This window comes from Streptomyces sp. NPDC001663, from assembly GCF_042893105.1.
Lineage (GTDB): Bacteria > Actinomycetota > Actinomycetes > Streptomycetales > Streptomycetaceae > Streptomyces.
The window spans coordinates 36,895-55,497 of sequence record NZ_JBIAUR010000015.1; the positions used below are offsets into that span (position 1 = coordinate 36,895).

Consider the following 18,603-nt stretch of genomic DNA (forward strand, 5'->3'; position numbering starts at 1 on the left):
TGGCCTGCGGCAGGATGGATGCCACCTGGTACGGACGCGTCACTCGCGTTCTTACTGAAGACAACCGCTGGAGACGCCCGGTGAGTTCCCCAGATCCGCAGGTTCGCGCAGCGCGAAACGAGTCAACCAATTCCGCCACGCGCGGGCCCGTCGTCGCGGTCACCGGCGCCGCCTCCGGCATCGGCGCGCTGCTCACCGAGCGGCTCGTCGCCTCGGACGAGATCAAGCAGGTCATCGCCATCGACGAGCGGCGCGGGGAGTGCGCGGCGGCGCAGTGGCACATCCTGGACGTACGGGATCCGGCCATCGCGGACAAGCTGCGGGGCGCGGACGTGGTGGTGCACCTGGCGCTCGATCTCGATCTGGAGACCGATGCCGCCGCCCGTACGGCCTACAACGTCCGGGGGACACAGACCGTGCTGACGGCTGCCGCCGCGGCAGGGATCCACCGCGTCGTGCTGTGCACGTCCGCCATGGTGTACGGCGCGCTGCCCGACAACGAGCTGCCGCTGTCCGAGGACGCCGAACTGCGGGCGACCGCGGAGGCCACCGGTGTGGGTGACCTGCTGGAGATCGAGCGGCTCGCGCGACGCGCCCCCCGCGCACACCCCGGGCTCAACGTCACGGTCGTACGCCCCGCGGTGCTGGTCGGAGGCACCGACACCGCACTGACCAGGTACTTCGAGTCACCTCGGCTGCTTGTCGTCGCCGGGTCGCGGCCCGCCTGGCAGTTCTGCCACGTCGAGGATCTGTGCAGCGCTCTGGAGTACGCCGTCCTGGAGAAGGTCGACGGGGAACTCGCCGTCGGATGCGACGGGTGGCTCGAGCAGGAGGAGGTCGAGGAGCTCAGCGGGATCCGGCGGATGGAGCTCCCGTCCGCCGTCGCGCTGGGCGCTGCGGCCCGGCTGCACAGGATCGGGCTGACACCCTCCCCGGCCGGGGACCTGGCGTACACGATGTACCCCTGGGTGGTCAGCGGGAGCCGGCTGCACGACGCGGGATGGCGGCCCCAGTGGACCAACGAGGAAGTGCTCGCGGAGCTGCTTGAGGAGGTCTCCGGCAGGCACACGGTCGCCGGCCGGCGGCTGGGCCGCAAGGACGCGACCGCGGCCGGAGCCGCGGGGGCGACGGTGGCACTGCTGGGCGCGGCTGCCGTGGTGCGGCGGGCGCGGAAGGCGCGGCGACGGATCTGAACGGCCGGGAACCTGTCCCTTCTGCGGAGCCGGGCCCTGTAGGACACTCCAAACCCGCACGCGCGTGTGCCGGGTGAAAACGCTATTCCCCGCGTTCTGGCGGGTGGGGCACGATGGAGGCATGGCACCCATGAACGATCACCCCGGTGAGCAGGCCGCTCAGGACCCGATCAAGTTGATCGGCATCCGCGAGACGACCCTGTCCGTGGACGAGGTCTTCCGGGCCGTCGGGGACGAGGCCGCCGGCGGGACCGCGCTGTTCGTGGGGACCGTGCGCAACCATGACGGCGGTGCCGATGTCGACCGGCTCGGCTACTCGTGCCACCCCAGCGCCGAGGCCGAGATGCGGCGGATCGCCGAGAAGGTCGTCGCCGAGTATCCGGTGCGGGCCCTGGCCGCCGTGCACCGCATCGGTGACCTGAGCGTCGGGGATCTCGCCGTCGTCGTCGCCGTCTCGTGTCCGCACCGGGGAGAGGCCTTCGAGGCCTGCCGGAAGCTGATCGACGATCTCAAGCACGAAGTGCCCATCTGGAAGCACCAGACGTTCTCGGACGGCACGGAGGAGTGGGTCGGGGCCTGCTGATCCCCCTGCGCCCTACTCCGGTTGCGTAACCGCACCCCTGACGCGAGCGTTGTCAGTGTGACTGGTTAATCTGCTGATCAGTCAGTTCTTTGCGGTTGCCCGCTGGGGTCGGAGGTCGGCATGGGGGCGCTCGTCTGGTTGTTGATTCCTCTCCTCGCTGCGATCGGCGCCGGTGTGTGGGGCAGTTGGGCCAACCGCACCCGGAAGGTGCGCGGCGACGGACCCGAGCTCGACGGGTACGCCCGCTTCCGCGAAGCCATGGAGAAGTCCCACACCGGTACATGACAGAGGTGGGGCTGACGGTGCGCTGACAGACACGTCCCGTACTGTCTTGGCATGCCACGCCGCACCGCGACGATGCTCGCCTCCACCCTGATGCTGATCGCGCTCCTGTGCGCGGGAGTGTTCATCACCGTGCCGTACTCGGAGATGTCCCCCGGGCCGACCGTGAACACGCTCGGCGACCACGACGGCGAGCCGGTGCTGCAGATCTCCGGACACAAGACCTACGCGACCAGCGGCAACCTGAACATGACCACCGTGCGGGTCACCAGCGCCGACTACAACATGAACCTGGTCGAGGCCGTCTACGGGTGGCTCGCGCACGACTACAAGGTCGTGCCGCACGACACGCTGTACCCGGACGGCAAGACCGAGGAGCAGTCGACCCAGGAGAACGCCGAGGAGTTCAGCCAGTCCCAGGAGAGCGCCAAGGTCGCCGCCCTGAAGGAACTCGGCATCCCGGTGAAGTCCTTCGTGATCGTCTCGACCGTGGTGAAGGACTCGCCGGCCGAGGGCAAGCTGCACGCCGGAGACGTGATCAAGGCCGTCGACGGCACCGCCGTGAAGGAACCGGGCGACGTGGCGAAGCTCGTGACCAAGCACAAGCCCGGCGAGGACGTCGTCTTCACGGTCGTGCCGGCCAAGGAGCAGGCCGCCGCCGAGAAGAAGAACAAGACGGCGACCAGGACCCAGAACATCACCATGACGTCGACGACATCCCACGACAGCGGCAAGAAGCGCGCCATCGTCGGGATCTCCGCCGGGACGGACCACACGTTCCCGTTCGCCATCGACATCAAGCTCGCCGACGTGGGCGGACCGAGCGCCGGCCTGATGTTCTCGCTCGGCATCTACGACAAGCTCACCCCGGGCAGCCTCACCGGCGGCAAGTTCGTCGCCGGCACCGGGACGATCGACGACGACGGCAAGGTCGGCCCCATCGGCGGCATCGAGATGAAGACGGTCGGCGCGCGCAACAAGGGCGCCCGGTACTTCCTGACCCCCGCCGAGAACTGCGCGGCCGCCGCCAAGGACACCCCGAGCGGCCTCAGGCTCGTCAAGGTGAACACCATCGACGACGCCCTCGGCGCACTCAAGGACATCCGCAGCGGCAACACCGCCGACCTGCCGAAGTGCACGGCTAAGTAGCCGGACCGGCTACTCCTCGAACGTCGCCGCCAGCGCCTGGGCCAGACCCGGCACCAGGTCCCCGCCCGTGAGGACCTCCGTCGGGGTGTCCTTCTCGCGCAGACGCAGCGCCGAGTCACGCGTACCGTCCCGCAGGACCGCCACCGTCATCCGGACCTCGTGACGGTCCGGATGCTCGGCCACCCACTTCGCCAGCCGGGCCTCGTCCAGCCCCTGAGGGACGGACGCCTCGGCGGACGGCGGCAGCATCAGCCGCTCCACCGTGAGCGCGCAGCCGGCCACCGCGTCGGGCCAGGCGATCGTGGCGAGGAACTCGTCCAGCGGCTTGCCGGCCGGGATCTCCTCCTGCTCGATCGGGGTGAGACCGGCGCTCTCGGACTCGTCCTCCAGACCGAGCTGGGCCGCGAGAGCGGGTTCCTGGGTCCGCAGCCGAGCGGTGTCTACGAGGGCGAAGAGGCGGGCGGGCTGGTCCCAGCCGAGGCCGGAGGCGTACTCGTCGATCTCGAGTACGGCCCGGGTGAGCGGGCTCGCTGCCATGGGAGTGTTGGACATGGTCACAATCCTGCCTCGTTCATGGCCGGAATCGGGAACCGAGTAAACGGTGAGTAAGTTGCATAGGTGTGGGCCCACGATCACGGGGGGCCACGGAAGGTCCACGAACACGCGGGCCTGACGAACCGACAGCGACTTCGAGGTGCGCACCTTGGCTTTCCAGATGCCGGACCGCGGCGGAGGCCCGACGGGGCCACGGATCAGAGTGGGCCGCCCGTCCCGGCGCGTCCGGACCCTGCTCATGACACTGGGCGTCCTTGCCGTGCTCGGCATGGCGTTCACCATGTTCGCGGGCTTCTGGACGGACTGGCTCTGGTACCGCTCCGTGAAGTACTCGTCCGTCTTCACGACCACGCTGTGGACGAAGATCGGACTGTTCTTCGTCTTCGGCCTGCTGATGGCCCTCGCGGTCGGCTTCAACATCTGGCTGGCGCACCGGCTGCGGCCGCCGCTGAGCGCCATGTCGATGGAACAGCAGAGCCTCGACCGCTACCGGATGGGCATCGCGCCGTACAAGAAGTGGCTGCTGCTCGGGCTCACCTCGCTCGTCGGGCTGATCGCCGGCGCCTCGGCGTCGAGCCAGTGGCGCACCTGGCTGATGTGGGTCAACGGCGTGCCCTTCCACCAGAAGGACCCGCAGTTCCACCTCGACATCTCCTTCTACACCTTCGACCTGCCCTGGTACCGCTTCCTGCTCGGCTTCGGCTTCGCCGCCGCGATCCTCTCCCTGATCGCCGCCGCGCTCACCCACTACCTCTACGGCGGCCTCAGGATCACCTCCCCGGGCGCGCGTGCCACCGCCGCCGCCACCGGTCATCTCTCGGTGCTGCTCGGCATCTTCGTCGCCCTGAAGGCGGTCGCCTACTGGCTCGACCGGTACGGACTTGCGGTCAAGTCCAGCGACTTCAAGGCCACGGACAACTGGACGGGCCTCCGGTACGTCGACGCGAACGCCTACCTGCCGGCCAAGACCATCCTGTTCTGCATCGCCGTCATCTGCGCGCTGCTGTTCTTCGCCACCCTGTGGCGGCGCACCTGGCAGCTGCCCATGATCGGCTTCGGCCTGATGGTGCTCTCGGCGATCCTGATCGGCGGGCTCTACCCGGCGATCGTCCAGAAGTTCCAGGTCCAGCCCAACGAGCAGGCCAAGGAAGCGCCGTACGTCCAGAAGAACCTGAAGGCGACGCGCGAGGCGTACGGCATCGACGACACGAAGGTCACGGAGTACTCGGGGACGAGTACGACCAAGGACAAGACCAAGCTGCGTGACGACGTCGACAGTGCGGCAAGCATCCGGATCATGGACCCGAACGTCGTCTCGCCGACGTTCCAGCAGCTCCAGCAGATGCGGAACTACTACGCGTTCCCGACCAACCTCGACGTCGACCGGTACTCCAAGGACGGCAAGGACCAGGACACGGTCATCGGTCTGCGGGAGCTGAACCTCAACGGCATCCCGAAGAACAACTGGATCAACGACCACTTCCGCTACACCCACGGATACGGCGTGGTCGCCGCCAAGGGCACCGAGGCCGACTCCGAGGGCCGCCCGGTCTTCACCGAGTACAACCTGCCGTCCAAGGGCAACCTGGGCACGTACCAGCAGCGGGTCTACTACGGCGAGAAGACCACCACCTACTCCATCGTCGGCGGTCCCCAGAAGGAGATCGACTACTCCGACGACAACGGCGAGAAGACCACCAGCTACACGGCCAAGAGCGGCGTCAACCTCGCCAACCCGATCAACCGGGCCGCGTACGCGGTGGCGTTCAACGAGCCGCAGATCCTCTACTCCGGTGCGATCGGCGAGGGTTCGCGGATCCTGTACAACCGCACCCCCAAGGAGCGCGTCGAGGCGGTGGCGCCCTGGCTGACCATCGACGGCGACGCCTACCCGGCGGTGGTGAACGGCCGTATCCAGTGGATCGTCGACGCGTACACGACGACGAACGGATACCCGTACGCCTCGCGTACGACCCTCGGTGACACGACGGCCGACTCGCTGACCGCGACGAACAACTCGCGCGCGGTGGTGGCCCAGCAGAACCAGGTCAACTACATCCGCAACTCGGTGAAGGCGACCGTCGACGCGTACACCGGCCAGGTCAGCCTCTACCAGTGGGACACCGAGGACCCGGTCCTGAAGACCTGGATGAAGGCCTTCCCGGGCACGGTGAAGCCGCGGACCGCCATCTCGAACGACCTGCTGGCCCATCTGCGGTACCCGCAGGACCTGTTCAAGGTCCAGCGCGAGCTGCTGAGCCGCTACCACGTCACCAACGCGCAGACGTTCCTGAGCGGTTCGGAGGTGTGGCAGGTGCCCGACGACCCGACCAACAAGTCGGGCAACGCGGTGCCGCCGTACTACCTGAGCATGAAGATGCCCGACCAGCCGGCGCAGGCGTTCTCGCTGACGACCACCTTCACGCCCAACGGCCGTGACAACCTGAGCGCGTTCATGGCGGTCGACTCCGAGGCGGGCACAACCGACTACGGCAAGATCAGACTCCTGAAACTGCCGACGGACACAACGGTCAACGGGCCCAAACAGGTTCAGAGCCAGTTCAACTCCGAACAGGACATCGCCGAGACCATCAGCCTGCTGAGCAGAGGCCATTCGGACGTCGAGTACGGCAATCTGCTGGCGGTGCCACTCGACGGAGGACTGCTCTACGTGGAGCCCGTCTACGTACGCGGTGGTGGACTCAAGTACCCGCTGCTGCGGAAGGTCCTGGTGAGTTACGGCACCAGCTACGCCTTCGAGGACACACTCGGGCAGGCCCTCAACAAGGTCTTCGGAGCGGAGGGTTCGACCACCACGCCACCGGACGAGGGGACCACCAAACCGCCGACGTCCACCAATCCCACGGTGGAACAGGCGCTGAAGGACGCCCAGAAGGCCTTCGACGCCGGCCAGGAAGCCCTGAAGAAGAACGACTGGGAGGCGTACGGCGAGGCGCAGAAGGACCTCGAGGCCGCGCTCAAGCGGGCCGAGGAGGCGCAGACCAAGGCCGACAAGACCGGCGGCGGCAGCGGCACGGGCGGCAGCAGTGCCGGCCCGAGCAGCAGTCCCAGCAGTAAGCCGAGCAGCAGTCCGAGCCCGAGCAAGAGCTCCGGCAGCGGCTGATCAAGGGCCCACCCCGCGTCGTGATACGGTTGCCGAACAACGACGCGGGGTGGAGCAGCTCGGTAGCTCGCTGGGCTCATAACCCAGAGGTCGCAGGTTCAAATCCTGTCCCCGCTACTGCAGTCGAAGGCCCGGATCCTCAAGGATCCGGGCCTTCGGCATGTGCGAACGCATGTGCCGACCCGGGGGATGGACGTGCCGCCGTGGGGAGTTGGGAGAACTGTGTTTGACTTGTCTCTCTGTGGGCATGTCGACAAAACGCTGAAGTGACCTCACTGGCTGCGGTATACCAGGTGTACCCAGGTTGCAGGTGGTGCGACGATGGACGTTATGGGGGACAAGGCAACTCTGTTCGAGACAGGGCGATTTGTGCAGCCTTCCGAACCGGGCGAAGCCGGGGAGGTGGCTGAGGAGGCCATCGAGGAAGTTCGTCAGCGGCTCGCGGCGGAAGCCGGCGACGTCGAGGCGATGAGTGTCCTCGGGGCCATGCTGCTGCGCCGCGGTGATCTCGACGGAGCCGAGCCCCATCTGCGTGCCGCCACCGCCGCGGGCGACCGCGCCGCCGCCAACAACCTGGGGGTCCTTCTTCATCAGCGCGGATATGCCGACGAGGCCGCCGGATGGTGGCGGATCGCCGCCGTCGCCGGGTCCGCCGCGGCCGCGCACGCACTGGGACGGCACCACCGCGAGCGCGGGGACGAGCCCGCCGCCGAGTACTGGCTGCGGCAGTCCGCCGAGCAGGGTCACGCCCTGGGGGCGTACGCACTCGCCGATCTGCTGGAGCACCGCGGGGGCGGCGGGGCCGAGGACTGGATGCGGGCCGCGGCGGAACGCGGGCACCGCGAGGCGGCGTACCGGCTGGCGCGTGTGCTTGATCGCAGGGCCGTGGGTGAGGGCGAGAGCGGGTCTGACAACGGTGTCGAACTGCTGGCCCAGGCCGAGCAGTTCTACCGGCAGGCCGCCGCGCGCGGGCACCGGCGGGCCGCGCTGCACCTCGGGGCGATCCTGGAGAAGCGCGGGGAGCTCAAGGAAGCCGGGCGCTGGTATCTGACCTCCGCCAAGGACGGCGAGGCGCGCGCCGCGTGCGCGCTCGGGTTCCTGCTGCGGGACGCCGGGGACACCGAGAGTGCCGCCGTGTGGTGGCTCAGGGCCGCGCAGGACGGCGACGGCAATGCGGCCAACGCGCTGGGCGCGCTGCACGCCGAGCGCGGGGAGACGCAGACCGCCGAGCGGTGGTACCGCGCGGCGATGGACGCCGGCGACGACAACGGCGCCTACAACCTGGGGCTGCTCTGCGCCGAGCAGGGCCGGACCGCACAGGCCGAGCAGTGGTACCGACGGGCCGCATACGCCGGGCACCGGGAGGCGGCCAACGCGCTCGCCATTCTGCTGCTGCAGGGCGGGGACGCCACGGGCGCCGAGCCGTGGTTCTCCAAGGCTGCCGAGGCGGGGAGCGTCGACGCCGCGTTCAACCTGGGGATTCTGCACGCCGGGCGGGGCGAGGACGCGGACGCGCTGCGGTGGTACGAGCGCGCCGCTGCCGCCGGGCACACGGAGGCCGCGCTGCAGGTCGGCATCGCCCGGCTGCGGGACGGGGACGAGCCGGCGGCCGAGCGGCATCTGCGGTGTGCGGCCGGGGGCGGCAGCGCGGAGGCGGCGTACCGGCTGGCGACCGTGCTCGATGCGCGGCGGCCGCCGGAGCCCGCCCATGAGCTCGGGGAGTCGGTGCACGAGAAGAGCGAGTGCGAGGAGTGGTACGAGCGGGCGGCCTCCCAGGGGCACCGGCGGGCGCAGGTGCGGGTGGGAATGATGGCCGCGGCCCGGGGAGACGTGGTGGAGGCGGCCCGGTGGTACCGGACGGCGGCCGAGGCCGGGTCCCGCAACGGCGCCTTCAATCTGGGGCTGCTGCTGGCCCGGGAGGGGAGTGAGCCCGAGGCGGCGGTGTGGTGGACGCGGGCCGCCGACGCGGGGCACGGGCGGGCGGCGCTCCGGCTGGCCCTGGTCTACGCGCGTCGGGGTGAGCTCGCGGAAGGGCAGCGGTGGGCGGATCGGGCGGTGACGCTGGGGCCGGCGTCGGTGTCCGAGCGGGCCACGCGGCTGCGGGACGCCCTGCGGCAGGAGCTGTCTGCGTAAGCAGTGGCACGACTGCCATCAGCCGGGGCCCCCGAAAAGCGATTTGCCTCTGGCCGCGTCCTTCACGTAACGTTCAGTTCACCGACGCGGGGTGGAGCAGCTCGGTAGCTCGCTGGGCTCATAACCCAGAGGTCGCAGGTTCAAATCCTGTCCCCGCTACTCAAGGCTCAGGGCCGGAGTCCAGTCACTGGACTCCGGCCCTTGGCGTATCCGCGGAACTACGGGGTGTGGCCCACCGCCTCCTCGTACAAGGCACGATCCACCGTCTTCGACTCCGGCAGCGGGTCTCCCTGCTCGGCGCCCTGGGCCGCGTAGGCGGACTGGAGGCGGGTCGTGGTGTTCTTGCGGATCTCCCAGTCCATGCGGAGGGGCGGAGTGGACTTCAGGATCGACTTGTCGATTTTCAGGAGCTTGGACAGGTATGTGACGAAGCTCGCGTCCTGTTTGTAGTTCGACGCGAAGTACGTGTTCACTGTGCGGATGTAGGCCCTGAGCAGGGCCACGCCCGCGTCCACGTCGTCGTTCAGCAGCGTGCGGCCGTACAGCATGCCGCCCAGTGGTTCGCCCGGCGGCTGGCCGCCGAGGAAGGCGTAGCCCGCCTTGCCGTCGACCTTGCGCCAGACCGGGTCAAGGAGCCAGGCCGAGTCGACGCCGCCGTTCTGCAGCGCGGTGAGGACGTCCGCGGAGCCCAGCTGGCGGTACTGGATCTTGTCCAGGCCGCCGCCGTGCTGGGCGAGGGCCTTCTGCATGGGGTACGCGATCACGGAACCCTTGCCGATCATCGTGCCGAGCGTGCGGCCCGCCATCGGGACCTGTGTCGCCGTCTCGCCCTTCTTCAGCCGCGCCCACAGGCCGCTCTTCGACTTCGGGTCCGGCGAGAAGTTCCCCGCGACCCACTTGATGTCGAAGCCGCCCTTGATGCCGTTCATGACCGCCGCCTCCGGGGCCGCCCAGAGAGCGTCTACGTCCCCCTTGGCCAGCAGGGGCAGTGCGTCCGGCGTCGGCAGCACCTTGAGCGTGACGTCCAGCCCCTCCGCCTTGAACTCGCCCTTGTCCAGGGCGACTTCGAGCGGGGGGACGTACTCCGCGCTCAGCGTTCCCGTCGCGATCGTCAGCTTGCGTGCCTTGCGGAGGGGCTGCGCGGCGGGGGCGAGCGGCTCGCAGCGGGCCGGTACGCGGTCCGTCGAGAGGTCGGCGGGGTCCGTCCAGGACGCCTTGCCGCAGCCGTCGACCGGGCCGACGGTGCGGGCTCCGGGGCCTGCCTTCGCCCCGGTGCCGTCCGAGTACGGCGACGAGGAGCACGCCGCCGACGCGAGCAGTACGGCGACTGCGGTGACCGCACCGCCGTATGTGCGCCTTCTCATGGCCCGTTCCCTCATGACTGGCCCCTTCCGCGGTCGCGTGGTGCCCATGGGGTCAGCAAGCGGCCCGCGATCCGCACCAGTTCGGAGAACAGCACCCCGAGTACGGCCACGCAGACGATGCCGACGAACATCACGTCGTTCTGGAACAGTGCGCGGGAGTCGAAGATCAGGTGGCCCAGGCCGTTGGTCGCGGCGATCTGTTCCGAGGCGACGATCACCAGCACCGCCACTCCCGCCGCGATCCGCGCGCCGACCAGGACGGAGGGGAGCGAGGCGGGCAGCAGGACGTGCCGGAACATCTGCCAGGGGGAGGCGCCGAAGACGCGGCCCGCGTCGCGGTGGCCGGACGGGATCGCGATCACCGCCGACATCGTGGAGATCCAGACGAAGAAGAAGACCGTCGCCGCCACCAGAGCCACCTGCGGGCCCTCGCCCAGGCCGAACATGTTGAGGAAGATCGGCAGCAGGGCCAGTTTCGGGACGACGTACAGGGCGTCCAGGAGGGGTTCGAGGGCCGCGCGGACCAGGGACAGGGAGCCCATCAGGAGGCCGAGCGCGTAGCCTGCCGCCGTACCGATCGCATAGCCCGCCAGGACGCGCTTGAGCGTCGCCCACACGTCCGGCCACAACTCGCCGGCCGCGGCCCGGTCCCAGCCGTCGGCGAGGATCGTGGACGGGGCCGGGTAGACACGGCTGTCGATCCAGGCCTGGGCGGCGGCCAGTTGCCACAGGAGGACCAGGAGGACCGGGACGGCTGCCGCCAGGGACAGTTCCAGGGCCCGCCTGCGGCGGTGGGCGCGTACGGGATGGAGTTCCTCCGGACCCGGGCGGCGGATCAGGACCGATTCCCGGTCCGGGGCGATCGTGGTCATGCCGGTGCCGCCTCCTTCCGCAGCAGGTCCCACAGCTCGCTCTTGAGGGCCGTGAACTCGGGTGTGGTGCGTACGTCTCCCGTGCGTGGCCGTGGGAACGGCGGGCGATGTTCCGCGATGATCCGGCCCGGGCGGGCGGACATCACCAGGACGCGGTCGCCGAGGACGATCGCCTCCTCCAGGCTGTGCGTGATGAACAGCGTTGTGGTGCGGGTCGTTTGGGTGAGCTCCAGGAGCTCGTCCTGGAGGATCGTGCGGAGTTGGGCGTCGAGCGCCGCGAACGGCTCGTCCATCAGGAGGAGTTCGGGCTCGACCGCCAGCGCACGGGCTATCGCCACGCGCTGGCGCATACCGCCCGAGAGGGTCGCCGGGTAGGCGTGCGCGAAGTCGGACAGGCCCATGCGGGCCAGCCAGACGTCGGCGCGCGCGTTCGCCTCGCGGCGCGGGACGCGGCCGATGTCCAGGCCGAAACGGACGTTGGCGCGGACCGACTTCCAGTCGTAGATGCCGTAGTCCTGAAAGATCATGGCGGCCGGACGCGGGCTGTCGGTGCGGATGGACAACGTGCCCGTGCTCGGCCGCAGCAGGCCCGCGGCGATGCGCAGCAGCGTCGACTTGCCGCAGCCCGACGGGCCGACCAGGCAGACGAACTCGCCCGGGGCGACGGTGAGATCGAGGGGGCCGAGGGCGTCGACGGTGTGGGGCGGGCGGCCGAAGGTACGGGTCAGATCGGTGGCGTGGAGTTTTGGGTGCGGATCTCCCACGGTTGCTCCTTGCGGAGTTCGGTACGGAGAGGGGGGTGCCGCACGACGATATGACGGACCGTCAGATTCGGGAAGCCTGTAGACAGCACGAAGCCCCGGCGCCCAAAGGGGCCGGGGCTTCGTGCAGGAGTGCTACGCCGCCGCGCAGTTCGGGCAGATGCCGCGGTAGGTGACCTCGACGTCGGAGACCTTGAAGCCGAAGCGCTCCGAGTCGGGGAGGTCGGCGAGCGGGTTGCCGCTCGGGTGGACGTCGCGGATCGCGCCGCACTGGGCGCAGACCAGGTGGTGGTGCGGCCGGTGCGCGTTCGGGTCGTACCGCTTGGCACGCTTGTCCGTGGAGACCTCGAGCACCTCGCCGAGGGAGACCAGCTCGCCGAGGGTGTTGTAGACCGTGGCCCGGGAGATCTCCGGCAGCTTGGCGACGGCCCGGGAGTGGACCTCGTCGGCCGTCAGATGGACGTGTTCGCCGTCGAGGACCTCGGCCACGACGCGCCGCTGCGCGGTCATCCGCCATCCGCGGCCGCGCAGTCGTTCCAGAAGGTCGCTCATGAAACCCAGCCTAACAGCAGGGGGACCATTTTCCGAACAGGTGTGAGTTTGGATGCCTGCTCGACTTGGATCAAGTCCAATGTAGCTTTCTGGTCCCCCTGCGTGTTCAGGCGGGCACGTGCTGTCGGGCCGGCGCCCAGCAGCGGATGATGTCGCGGACCGAGACGATGCCCGCGGGCTCGCCGCGGTCGAGGACGATGAGATGGCGGAAACCGCCGTGGGCCATGGCGTGCGCCGCCTCCTCCAGCGTCCAGGACGGGGCCGCGAAGACGACGTCGTTGGTGGTGTGGGCGTGGGCGCGTTCGGAGTCCGGGTCCTGGCCGAGGCCGACCGAGTTGAGGATGTCGCGTTCGGTGAGGATGCCGATGCCGCCGGCGTCGGGGTCGAGGACCACGGCCGCGCCGACCCTGCGGGCGGACATCAGGGCAGCGGCCTGGCGGAGTGTGTGGGCGGGGCCGATGGTCAGGACCACCGTGCTCATGGCGTCGCGGACGAGCATGGACGGAGCCACCTCCAAAGGAATCCACTTTGTTCAGGGATTCACAAGTTCACAAGTGGGGGGACTCTCAGAGTCGCAGGTAAAGCGGGGGTCAACAAGAGGGCGCGTGCGGCCAATTGAGGGCGCACGCGCTCATCTGTGTCTTTACGGGTACTGCTCAGTAGCGCCGGGTGGATCAGTAGCGCTGATTGAGATAACCCAGCAGCTCGTCGTGGAGCAGGCCGTTCGACGCGGCCGCGTTGCCGCTGTGCGGGCCCGGGCGGCCGTCGAGGCCGGTGAAGGCGCCGCCCGCCTCGGTCACGACGATCGCGTTGGCGGCCATGTCCCACAGGGAGAGCTCCGGCTCGGCGCAGATGTCGACCGCGCCCTCGGCGACCAGCATGTAGGGCCAGAAGTCGCCGTACGCGCGCGTGCGCCACACCTCCCGGGTCAGGTCCAGGAAGCCGTTCAGGCGGCCCTGCTCCTCCCAGCCGGAGAGCGAGGAGTACGCGAAGGAGGCGTCCTGCAGCTTCGAGACACGGGAGACGTGCAGGCGGGAGGCCGAGGTGAGGCTGCGGCCGGTGAACGCGCCGTGCCCCTTCGCGGCCCACCAGCGGCGGCCCAGCGCGGGGGCGGAGACCACGCCGACGACGGGCTGGTAGCCGCCCTCGGCCGCCTCGGTCAGGGAGATGAGAGTGGCCCAGACCGGGACGCCCCGTACGTAGTTCTTGGTGCCGTCGATCGGGTCGACCACCCAGCGGCGGGGGCCGGTGCCCTGGACGCCGTACTCCTCGCCGAGGATCGCATCCCGTGGGCGGGAGCGCTGTAGATGGCCGCGGATGACTTCTTCCGCCGCCTTGTCCGCTTCGCTCACCGGGGTCATGTCCGGCTTCGTCTCGACCTTGAGGTCGAGGGCCTTGAAGCGCGACATCGTTGCCGCGTCGGCGGCGTCCGCGAGAACGTGGGCGAAGCGGAGGTCGTCCTGGTAGTCCGGCATGGAACGAACGCTATCCGGCGAGGTCGGCACGGGGCCACCGGGCCTTGCTCACGGTTTGGCCGCACTTGGCGGCACACGGTGATCGACGGGTGGCGGCACACGGTGACCGAAGGGCGCCCCTCCGCACTCTCGCGAACCCTTGACAGTGCCCCCGTGCGCGTCAAATCTGGGCGCAGAGCCGCTCGCCCCAGGGAGGCGATGATGCCTGCAGCGCGGGAATCCCTACTGGACGCCGCGTACACGGCGCTGGCGCGCCGACCGTGGTCCGCCGTACGGATGGTGGACGTCGCCGCGGCGGCCGGAGTGTCCCGGCAGACCCTCTACAACGAGTTCGGCAGCAAGGAGGGCCTTGCCCGGGCGCTGGTGAGAAGGGAGGCGGACGGCTATCTCGCCGGCGTCGAGCGCGCGCTCGCCACGCACAGCGACGCCCGCGAACGACTGACCGCCACCGCCGAGTGGACCGCGTCCACGGCCCGCGAGAACGCGCTCGTACGGGCCATGCTCACCGGCTGCTGGAGCGAGCGCCTGCCCTCGCCGACGCTGTCCGCGGTGCCGTCCTCCTCGGCCGTGCCGGCCCAGCGGCGGGCGGACGGCCCACTGCCCTCGCCCGGCGACTTCGTGGCGATCGTCCGCGACCGGGCCGTGGCGGTGCTGGCCGGGCCCGGCACGCTCAAGTCGGACGCCGCGGACCTGGCCCGCTCCTGCGAACTGGTCGTCCGGCTGGCGCTGTCGTGCGTGGCGGCGCCGCCGGGTGAGGGCGGGGTGGGGGAGTTGGTGCGGACGGCGCTGCCGCGGCAGATGGCGTGACGGCTGCCTGAGCCGGGCCGACCCACCACCGGAGCCGACCAACTACGTGAGCCGGTCGGCTACTTCGGCCCGCCCATCTGCGTGCAGTCGCGGTCCGCCGGCTCCGGCGCCCCGAAGCTCGGCGTCGGCCTGGTTCGGCTAGTGGGAGGAACCGGAGAGTTGCAGGCCGATGACGCCCGCGATGACCAGGCTGATCGAGACGATCTTCAGGGTCGACACCAGGTCGCCGAGGAAGATCATGCCGTAGATCGCCGTGCCCGCAGCGCCGATGCCGGTCCACACCGCGTAGGCGGGGCCGACGTCGAGTTTCTTCAGGGAGAGGGTCAGGAGGCCGAAGCTGCCCAGGGCGAAGATGCAGAACGCGATCGTTGGCCACAGGCGGGTGAAGCCGTGGGAGAGCTTGAGGCACACGGCGAAACCCGTTTCGAGCAACCCGGCCACCACCACCAGCAGCCACGCCATGTGCTGTCCTCCCGTATGTCCGGCTCGGTGCGATTATGCACTTACCGGACTCGCGGCCCCACAAACAACGCGGAGGTCAGTCGCCCTCCTTGCGCTCCCTCGTCGCCAGCAGCCGACGTAGCGAGTACAGGCGCGCCGGGTCCGCGTGGCCCTCGGCCACCCACTCGTCCAGCGCGCAGTCCGGCTCGTCGTGACTGCATGCGCGGGGGCAGCCCTCCGTGCCCGGCTCCAGGTCGGGGAAGGCCTTGATGACCCGGGACGGGTCCACATGGTGCAGACCGAAGGAGCGGACGCCGGGGGTGTCGATGACCCAGCCCGCACTCTCCGGCAGGGGGATCGCGCGCGCCGAGGTCGTGGTGTGCCGGCCGCGGCCCGTGACGGCGTTGACATGGCCGGTACTGCGTCGTCGGTCCTGTGTGACCAGCGCGTTGACCAGGGTCGTCTTGCCCACGCCCGAGTGCCCGACGAACGCCGTCGTCTTGCCGTCCAGCTGCTTGCGTACGCGGTCCACCGCCTCGCCGCTCTCCAGCTCCTCCCGGCTGGTGACGACGTAGGGGACGCCCAACGCCCCGTACAGCTCCAGGAGTTCGTCGGGGGAGGCCAGGTCCGACTTGGTGAGGACGAGGAGCGGGGTGAGGCCGCCGTCGTACGCCGCGACCAGGCAGCGGTCGATCAGGCGGGGGCGGGGTTCCGGGTCGGCCAGGGCCGTGACGATCGCCAGCTGGTCGGCGTTGGCGACGACCACCCGCTCGTACGGGTCGTCGTCGTCGGCCGTGCGGCGCAGTACGGAGGTGCGCGGTTCGATGCGGACGATGCGGGCCAGGGTGTCCTTCTGGCCGGAGAGGTCGCCGACGATGGCCACCCGGTCTCCGACGACGGCGGCCTTGCGGCCCAGTTCGCGGGCCTTCATCGCCATGACGACCCGGTCCTCGACCAGGCAGGTCAGACGGCCCCGGTCGACGGTGAGGATCATGCCCTCGACCGCTTCCTCGTGCTTGGGCCGGATGTTCGTCCGGGGCCGGTTGCCCTTGCGGTTCGGGCGGGAGCGGATGTCGTCCTCGTCGGTGTGCTTGCCGTAGCGGCGCATGGCGGAAGTCCCTACGCCCCGAGCATCCCGGTCCACAGGTCGGGGAAGTCCGGCAGGGTCTTCGCCGTCGTCGCCACGTTCTCGATCTGCACGCCCTCGACCGCGAGGCCGATGATCGCGCCGGCCGTCGCCATGCGGTGGTCCTCGTACGTGTGGAAGATCCCGCCGTGCAGCTTGCGCGGGCGGATGTGCAGGCCGTCGGCGGTCTCGGTGACGTCACCGCCGAGCTCGTTGATCTCCTTGGTGAGCGCGGCCAGCCGGTCCGTCTCGTGCAGCCGCAGGTGGGCCACGCCCCGAAGGGTGGAGGGGGAGTCCGCGAGGGCGGCGACCGCCGCGATGCCCGGGGTCAGCTCGCCGACCTCGCCCAGGTCCACGTCAATACCGTGGATCGCACCCGAACCGGTGAACTCCAGCCCGTACTCGGTGAGTTCGCAGGAACCGCCCATTTCGGTGAAGATCTCCCGCAGCTTGTCGCCGGGCTGGGTGGTACGGGCCGGCCAGTCGGGGATCACGACCTTGCCGCCGGTGACCAGGGCGGCGGCAAGGAAGGGCTGCGCGTTGGACAGGTCGGGCTCGATGGTCAGGTCCCGGCCGAGCAGCGCACCCGGCGTCACCCGCCACACGTTCGGCTCGCCGCCCGACTCGGGGGTGTCCACCTGGGCACCGACCGCGCGCAGCATGTCGACCGTCATGCGGATGTGCGGGAGGGAGGGCAGCGAGGAGCCGACGTGACGGACCTCGACGCCCTGGTTGAAGCGGGGGCCGGACAGCAGGAGGGCGCTCACGAACTGGGACGACGACGAGGCGTCGATCTCCACGGGACCGCCGTCCAGCGCACCTCCGCCGTGCACGGTCAGCGGCAGCGTGCCCCGGCCGTCGTCGTCGATACGGGCGCCGAGGACGCGCAGGGCGTCGATGACGCCGTTCAGGGGGCGCTCGTACGACCTCGGGTCGCCGTCGAAGCGGATCTCGCCGTCGGCGAGCGCGGCGACGGGGGGCAGGAAGCGCATCACGGTGCCGGCGTTGCCGACGTCGACCGTGGCCGGGCCGTGCAGGCCGGTGGGCAGGACGCGCCAGGTCTCGCCGGTGCCGTCGGGGCCGACGCCCTCCTCGATGGCGACGCCCATGGCGCGCAGGGCGCCGGCCATCAGCAGGGTGTCGCGGGAGCGGAGGGGGCGGCGCAGCCAACCGGGCTCCGAGGCGAGCGCGGCGAGGACGAGGGCGCGGTTGGTGACCGACTTGGACCCCGGCACGTGGACCGTCGCGTCGACGGCTCCGCTCGCGTGGGGGGCGGGCCAGAGGGCGGTTTGTGCGGCGGGGTTTTGGGCCATGGGTTCACTTTATAAGGAGGCGGTTCGTCCGGTGCGGCGCCGTTGCGGCTGGTCGCGCCCACGCGGCCAAGCCGCAAGCCGGTACAGCCGCGCGCCCCTGTGATGCGCCCCTTCGGGGCTGCATCACACCTCCAGCAGCCACCTGCCGCCACCTATCAGCGAGCACAGGGACACGGCGTGGAACAGGAACAGCCACAGCCCCGCCGGCACGTGTGTGAGTCGCGACAGCTGGTCCGCGTCCGAGTCCCCGGCACCCCCTCGCATCCGCTTCGCCTGCAGCTCGAACGCCGGGCGCACTCCACCCACCAACAGGAACCACACCACCGCGTACGCGAACGCCGCCTGCACCTGAGGGCCCGCCAGCCACGACACCAGCAGGAACGTGCCCCCTGTCAGCACCACCGTCAGGGCGCCGTACGCGTTGCGGATCATCACCAGCATCGCCACCAGCAGGGCCGTCGCCAGCCACAGCAGCAGGGTGATGTGACCCGCGGCGAGCAGGGCCGCGCCGCCGAGGCCGAGGAGCGGGGGAGCGGTGTAGCCGGCGGCCGCGGTGAGGATCATGCCGAGGCCGTGCGGCTTGCCGCGGCTGACGGTGAGGCCGCTGGTGTCGGAGTGCAGGCGTATGCCGGTGAGCTGGCGGCCGGTGAGCAGCGCGACCAGACCGTGGCCGCCCTCGTGGGCGATGGTGATGGCGTTGCGGAAGATGCGCCACAGGCCCTGCGGGACGATCACGGCGAGCGCGGCGACGAGGGTCGCGACCACCACCCACATGTCGGGGTCGGGCTGGGTGCCGAAGACCCTGTCCCAGAGGGAGGAGAGCGAGGCGATAGCGGTGCTGTCCATTGTCGGCGGTGGCTCCCGTAGGTCTCG

General features: G+C 70.1%; 18 protein-coding genes and 2 tRNA genes. 9 read left to right on the forward strand and 11 right to left on the reverse strand.

Going from position 1 to position 18,603, the window contains the following annotated elements:
- Positions 1-80 precede the first annotated feature (80 nt).
- The 4 genes from ACFY1L_RS39195 (at position 81) to ACFY1L_RS39210 (ending at position 3,207) form a co-directional block, all read left to right on the forward strand.
- Positions 81-1,193 (forward strand): SDR family oxidoreductase, encoded by a 1,113-nt coding sequence (locus tag ACFY1L_RS39195; protein ID WP_361264389.1) that lies wholly within the window; start codon positions 81-83, stop codon positions 1,191-1,193.
- A gap of 121 nt (positions 1,194-1,314) precedes the next feature.
- Positions 1,315-1,776 carry a molybdenum cofactor biosynthesis protein MoaE gene (locus tag ACFY1L_RS39200; RefSeq protein WP_388835699.1) on the forward strand — a complete coding sequence of 154 codons (462 nt, stop codon included), beginning with the start codon at positions 1,315-1,317 and terminating at the stop codon, positions 1,774-1,776.
- 120 nt (positions 1,777-1,896) lie between these two features.
- Positions 1,897-2,061, forward strand: a complete 165-nt coding sequence (locus tag ACFY1L_RS39205) for a hypothetical protein (RefSeq protein ID WP_388835702.1) — start codon at positions 1,897-1,899, stop codon at positions 2,059-2,061.
- A 51-nt stretch (positions 2,062-2,112) separates the two neighbouring features.
- Positions 2,113-3,207, forward strand: coding sequence for a PDZ domain-containing protein (locus tag ACFY1L_RS39210; RefSeq protein ID WP_388835705.1), 1,095 nt, complete (start codon positions 2,113-2,115; stop codon positions 3,205-3,207).
- 9 nt (positions 3,208-3,216) lie between these two features.
- Here the strand turns inward: ACFY1L_RS39210 and ACFY1L_RS39215 are convergent, their stop codons facing one another.
- Positions 3,217-3,759, reverse strand: a complete 543-nt coding sequence (locus tag ACFY1L_RS39215) for a PPA1309 family protein (protein WP_388835708.1) — start codon at positions 3,757-3,759, stop codon at positions 3,217-3,219.
- Positions 3,760-3,922: 163 nt separating this feature from the next.
- Between ACFY1L_RS39215 and ACFY1L_RS39220 the strand changes: the two genes are divergently transcribed.
- The 4 genes from ACFY1L_RS39220 (at position 3,923) to ACFY1L_RS39235 (ending at position 9,178) form a co-directional block, all read left to right on the forward strand.
- Positions 3,923-6,886 (forward strand): UPF0182 family protein, encoded by a 2,964-nt coding sequence (locus ACFY1L_RS39220; RefSeq protein WP_388836303.1) that lies wholly within the window; start codon positions 3,923-3,925, stop codon positions 6,884-6,886.
- Positions 6,887-6,929: 43 nt separating this feature from the next.
- Positions 6,930-7,003 (forward strand) — tRNA-Met (locus tag ACFY1L_RS39225).
- Positions 7,004-7,207: 204 nt separating this feature from the next.
- Positions 7,208-9,019, forward strand: a complete 1,812-nt coding sequence (locus ACFY1L_RS39230) for a tetratricopeptide repeat protein (protein WP_388835711.1) — start codon at positions 7,208-7,210, stop codon at positions 9,017-9,019.
- 85 nt (positions 9,020-9,104) lie between these two features.
- A tRNA-Met gene (locus ACFY1L_RS39235) sits at positions 9,105-9,178 on the forward strand.
- 59 nt (positions 9,179-9,237) lie between these two features.
- On the opposite strand, the gene ACFY1L_RS39240 is transcribed toward ACFY1L_RS39235, so the two are convergent.
- The 6 genes from ACFY1L_RS39240 to hisN form a co-directional block, all read right to left on the reverse strand.
- Positions 9,238-10,383: an ABC transporter substrate-binding protein gene (locus tag ACFY1L_RS39240; RefSeq protein ID WP_388835713.1), complete on the reverse strand. Its 1,146-nt coding sequence runs from the start codon at positions 10,381-10,383 to the stop codon at positions 9,238-9,240.
- Positions 10,384-10,394: 11 nt separating this feature from the next.
- Entirely contained in the window at positions 10,395-11,255 is an 861-nt protein-coding gene (locus ACFY1L_RS39245) for an ABC transporter permease (RefSeq protein ID WP_388835716.1), read from the reverse strand.
- Positions 11,252-12,019, reverse strand: a complete 768-nt coding sequence (locus ACFY1L_RS39250; RefSeq protein WP_388835719.1) for an ABC transporter ATP-binding protein — start codon at positions 12,017-12,019, stop codon at positions 11,252-11,254. The genes ACFY1L_RS39245 and ACFY1L_RS39250 overlap by 4 nt, the downstream gene beginning before the upstream one ends.
- Positions 12,020-12,151: 132 nt before the next feature.
- Positions 12,152-12,568: a Fur family transcriptional regulator gene (locus ACFY1L_RS39255; protein WP_275781022.1), complete on the reverse strand. Its 417-nt coding sequence runs from the start codon at positions 12,566-12,568 to the stop codon at positions 12,152-12,154.
- 106 nt (positions 12,569-12,674) lie between these two features.
- Complete coding sequence (locus ACFY1L_RS39260; RefSeq protein WP_388835722.1) at positions 12,675-13,067, reverse strand: cyclic nucleotide-binding/CBS domain-containing protein; 393 nt, start codon at positions 13,065-13,067, stop codon at positions 12,675-12,677.
- Positions 13,068-13,242: 175 nt separating this feature from the next.
- The gene (hisN, locus tag ACFY1L_RS39265) at positions 13,243-14,043 is read right to left on the reverse strand and encodes a histidinol-phosphatase (protein WP_388835725.1); all 801 of its coding nucleotides are present in this window, start codon (positions 14,041-14,043) and stop codon (positions 13,243-13,245) included.
- 201 nt (positions 14,044-14,244) lie between these two features.
- Here hisN and ACFY1L_RS39270 point away from each other — a divergent pair, with 201 nt between their 5' ends.
- Complete coding sequence (locus tag ACFY1L_RS39270; RefSeq protein ID WP_388835728.1) at positions 14,245-14,850, forward strand: TetR/AcrR family transcriptional regulator; 606 nt, start codon at positions 14,245-14,247, stop codon at positions 14,848-14,850.
- A 138-nt stretch (positions 14,851-14,988) separates the two neighbouring features.
- Here the strand turns inward: ACFY1L_RS39270 and ACFY1L_RS39275 are convergent, their stop codons facing one another.
- From ACFY1L_RS39275 to ACFY1L_RS39290, 4 genes are all read right to left on the reverse strand, one after another.
- On the reverse strand, positions 14,989-15,312 hold the full coding sequence (locus ACFY1L_RS39275) for a DMT family transporter (RefSeq protein WP_388835731.1): 324 nt from the start codon (positions 15,310-15,312) through the stop codon (positions 14,989-14,991).
- 76 nt (positions 15,313-15,388) lie between these two features.
- Complete coding sequence (gene rsgA / locus ACFY1L_RS39280; RefSeq protein ID WP_388835734.1) at positions 15,389-16,399, reverse strand: ribosome small subunit-dependent GTPase A; 1,011 nt, start codon at positions 16,397-16,399, stop codon at positions 15,389-15,391.
- Between the two features lie 11 nt (positions 16,400-16,410).
- On the reverse strand, positions 16,411-17,730 hold the full coding sequence (aroA, locus tag ACFY1L_RS39285) for a 3-phosphoshikimate 1-carboxyvinyltransferase (RefSeq protein WP_388835737.1): 1,320 nt from the start codon (positions 17,728-17,730) through the stop codon (positions 16,411-16,413).
- Positions 17,731-17,853: 123 nt separating this feature from the next.
- Positions 17,854-18,576 (reverse strand): M50 family metallopeptidase, encoded by a 723-nt coding sequence (locus tag ACFY1L_RS39290; RefSeq protein WP_388835740.1) that lies wholly within the window; start codon positions 18,574-18,576, stop codon positions 17,854-17,856.
- Positions 18,577-18,603: the final 27 nt, after the last annotated feature.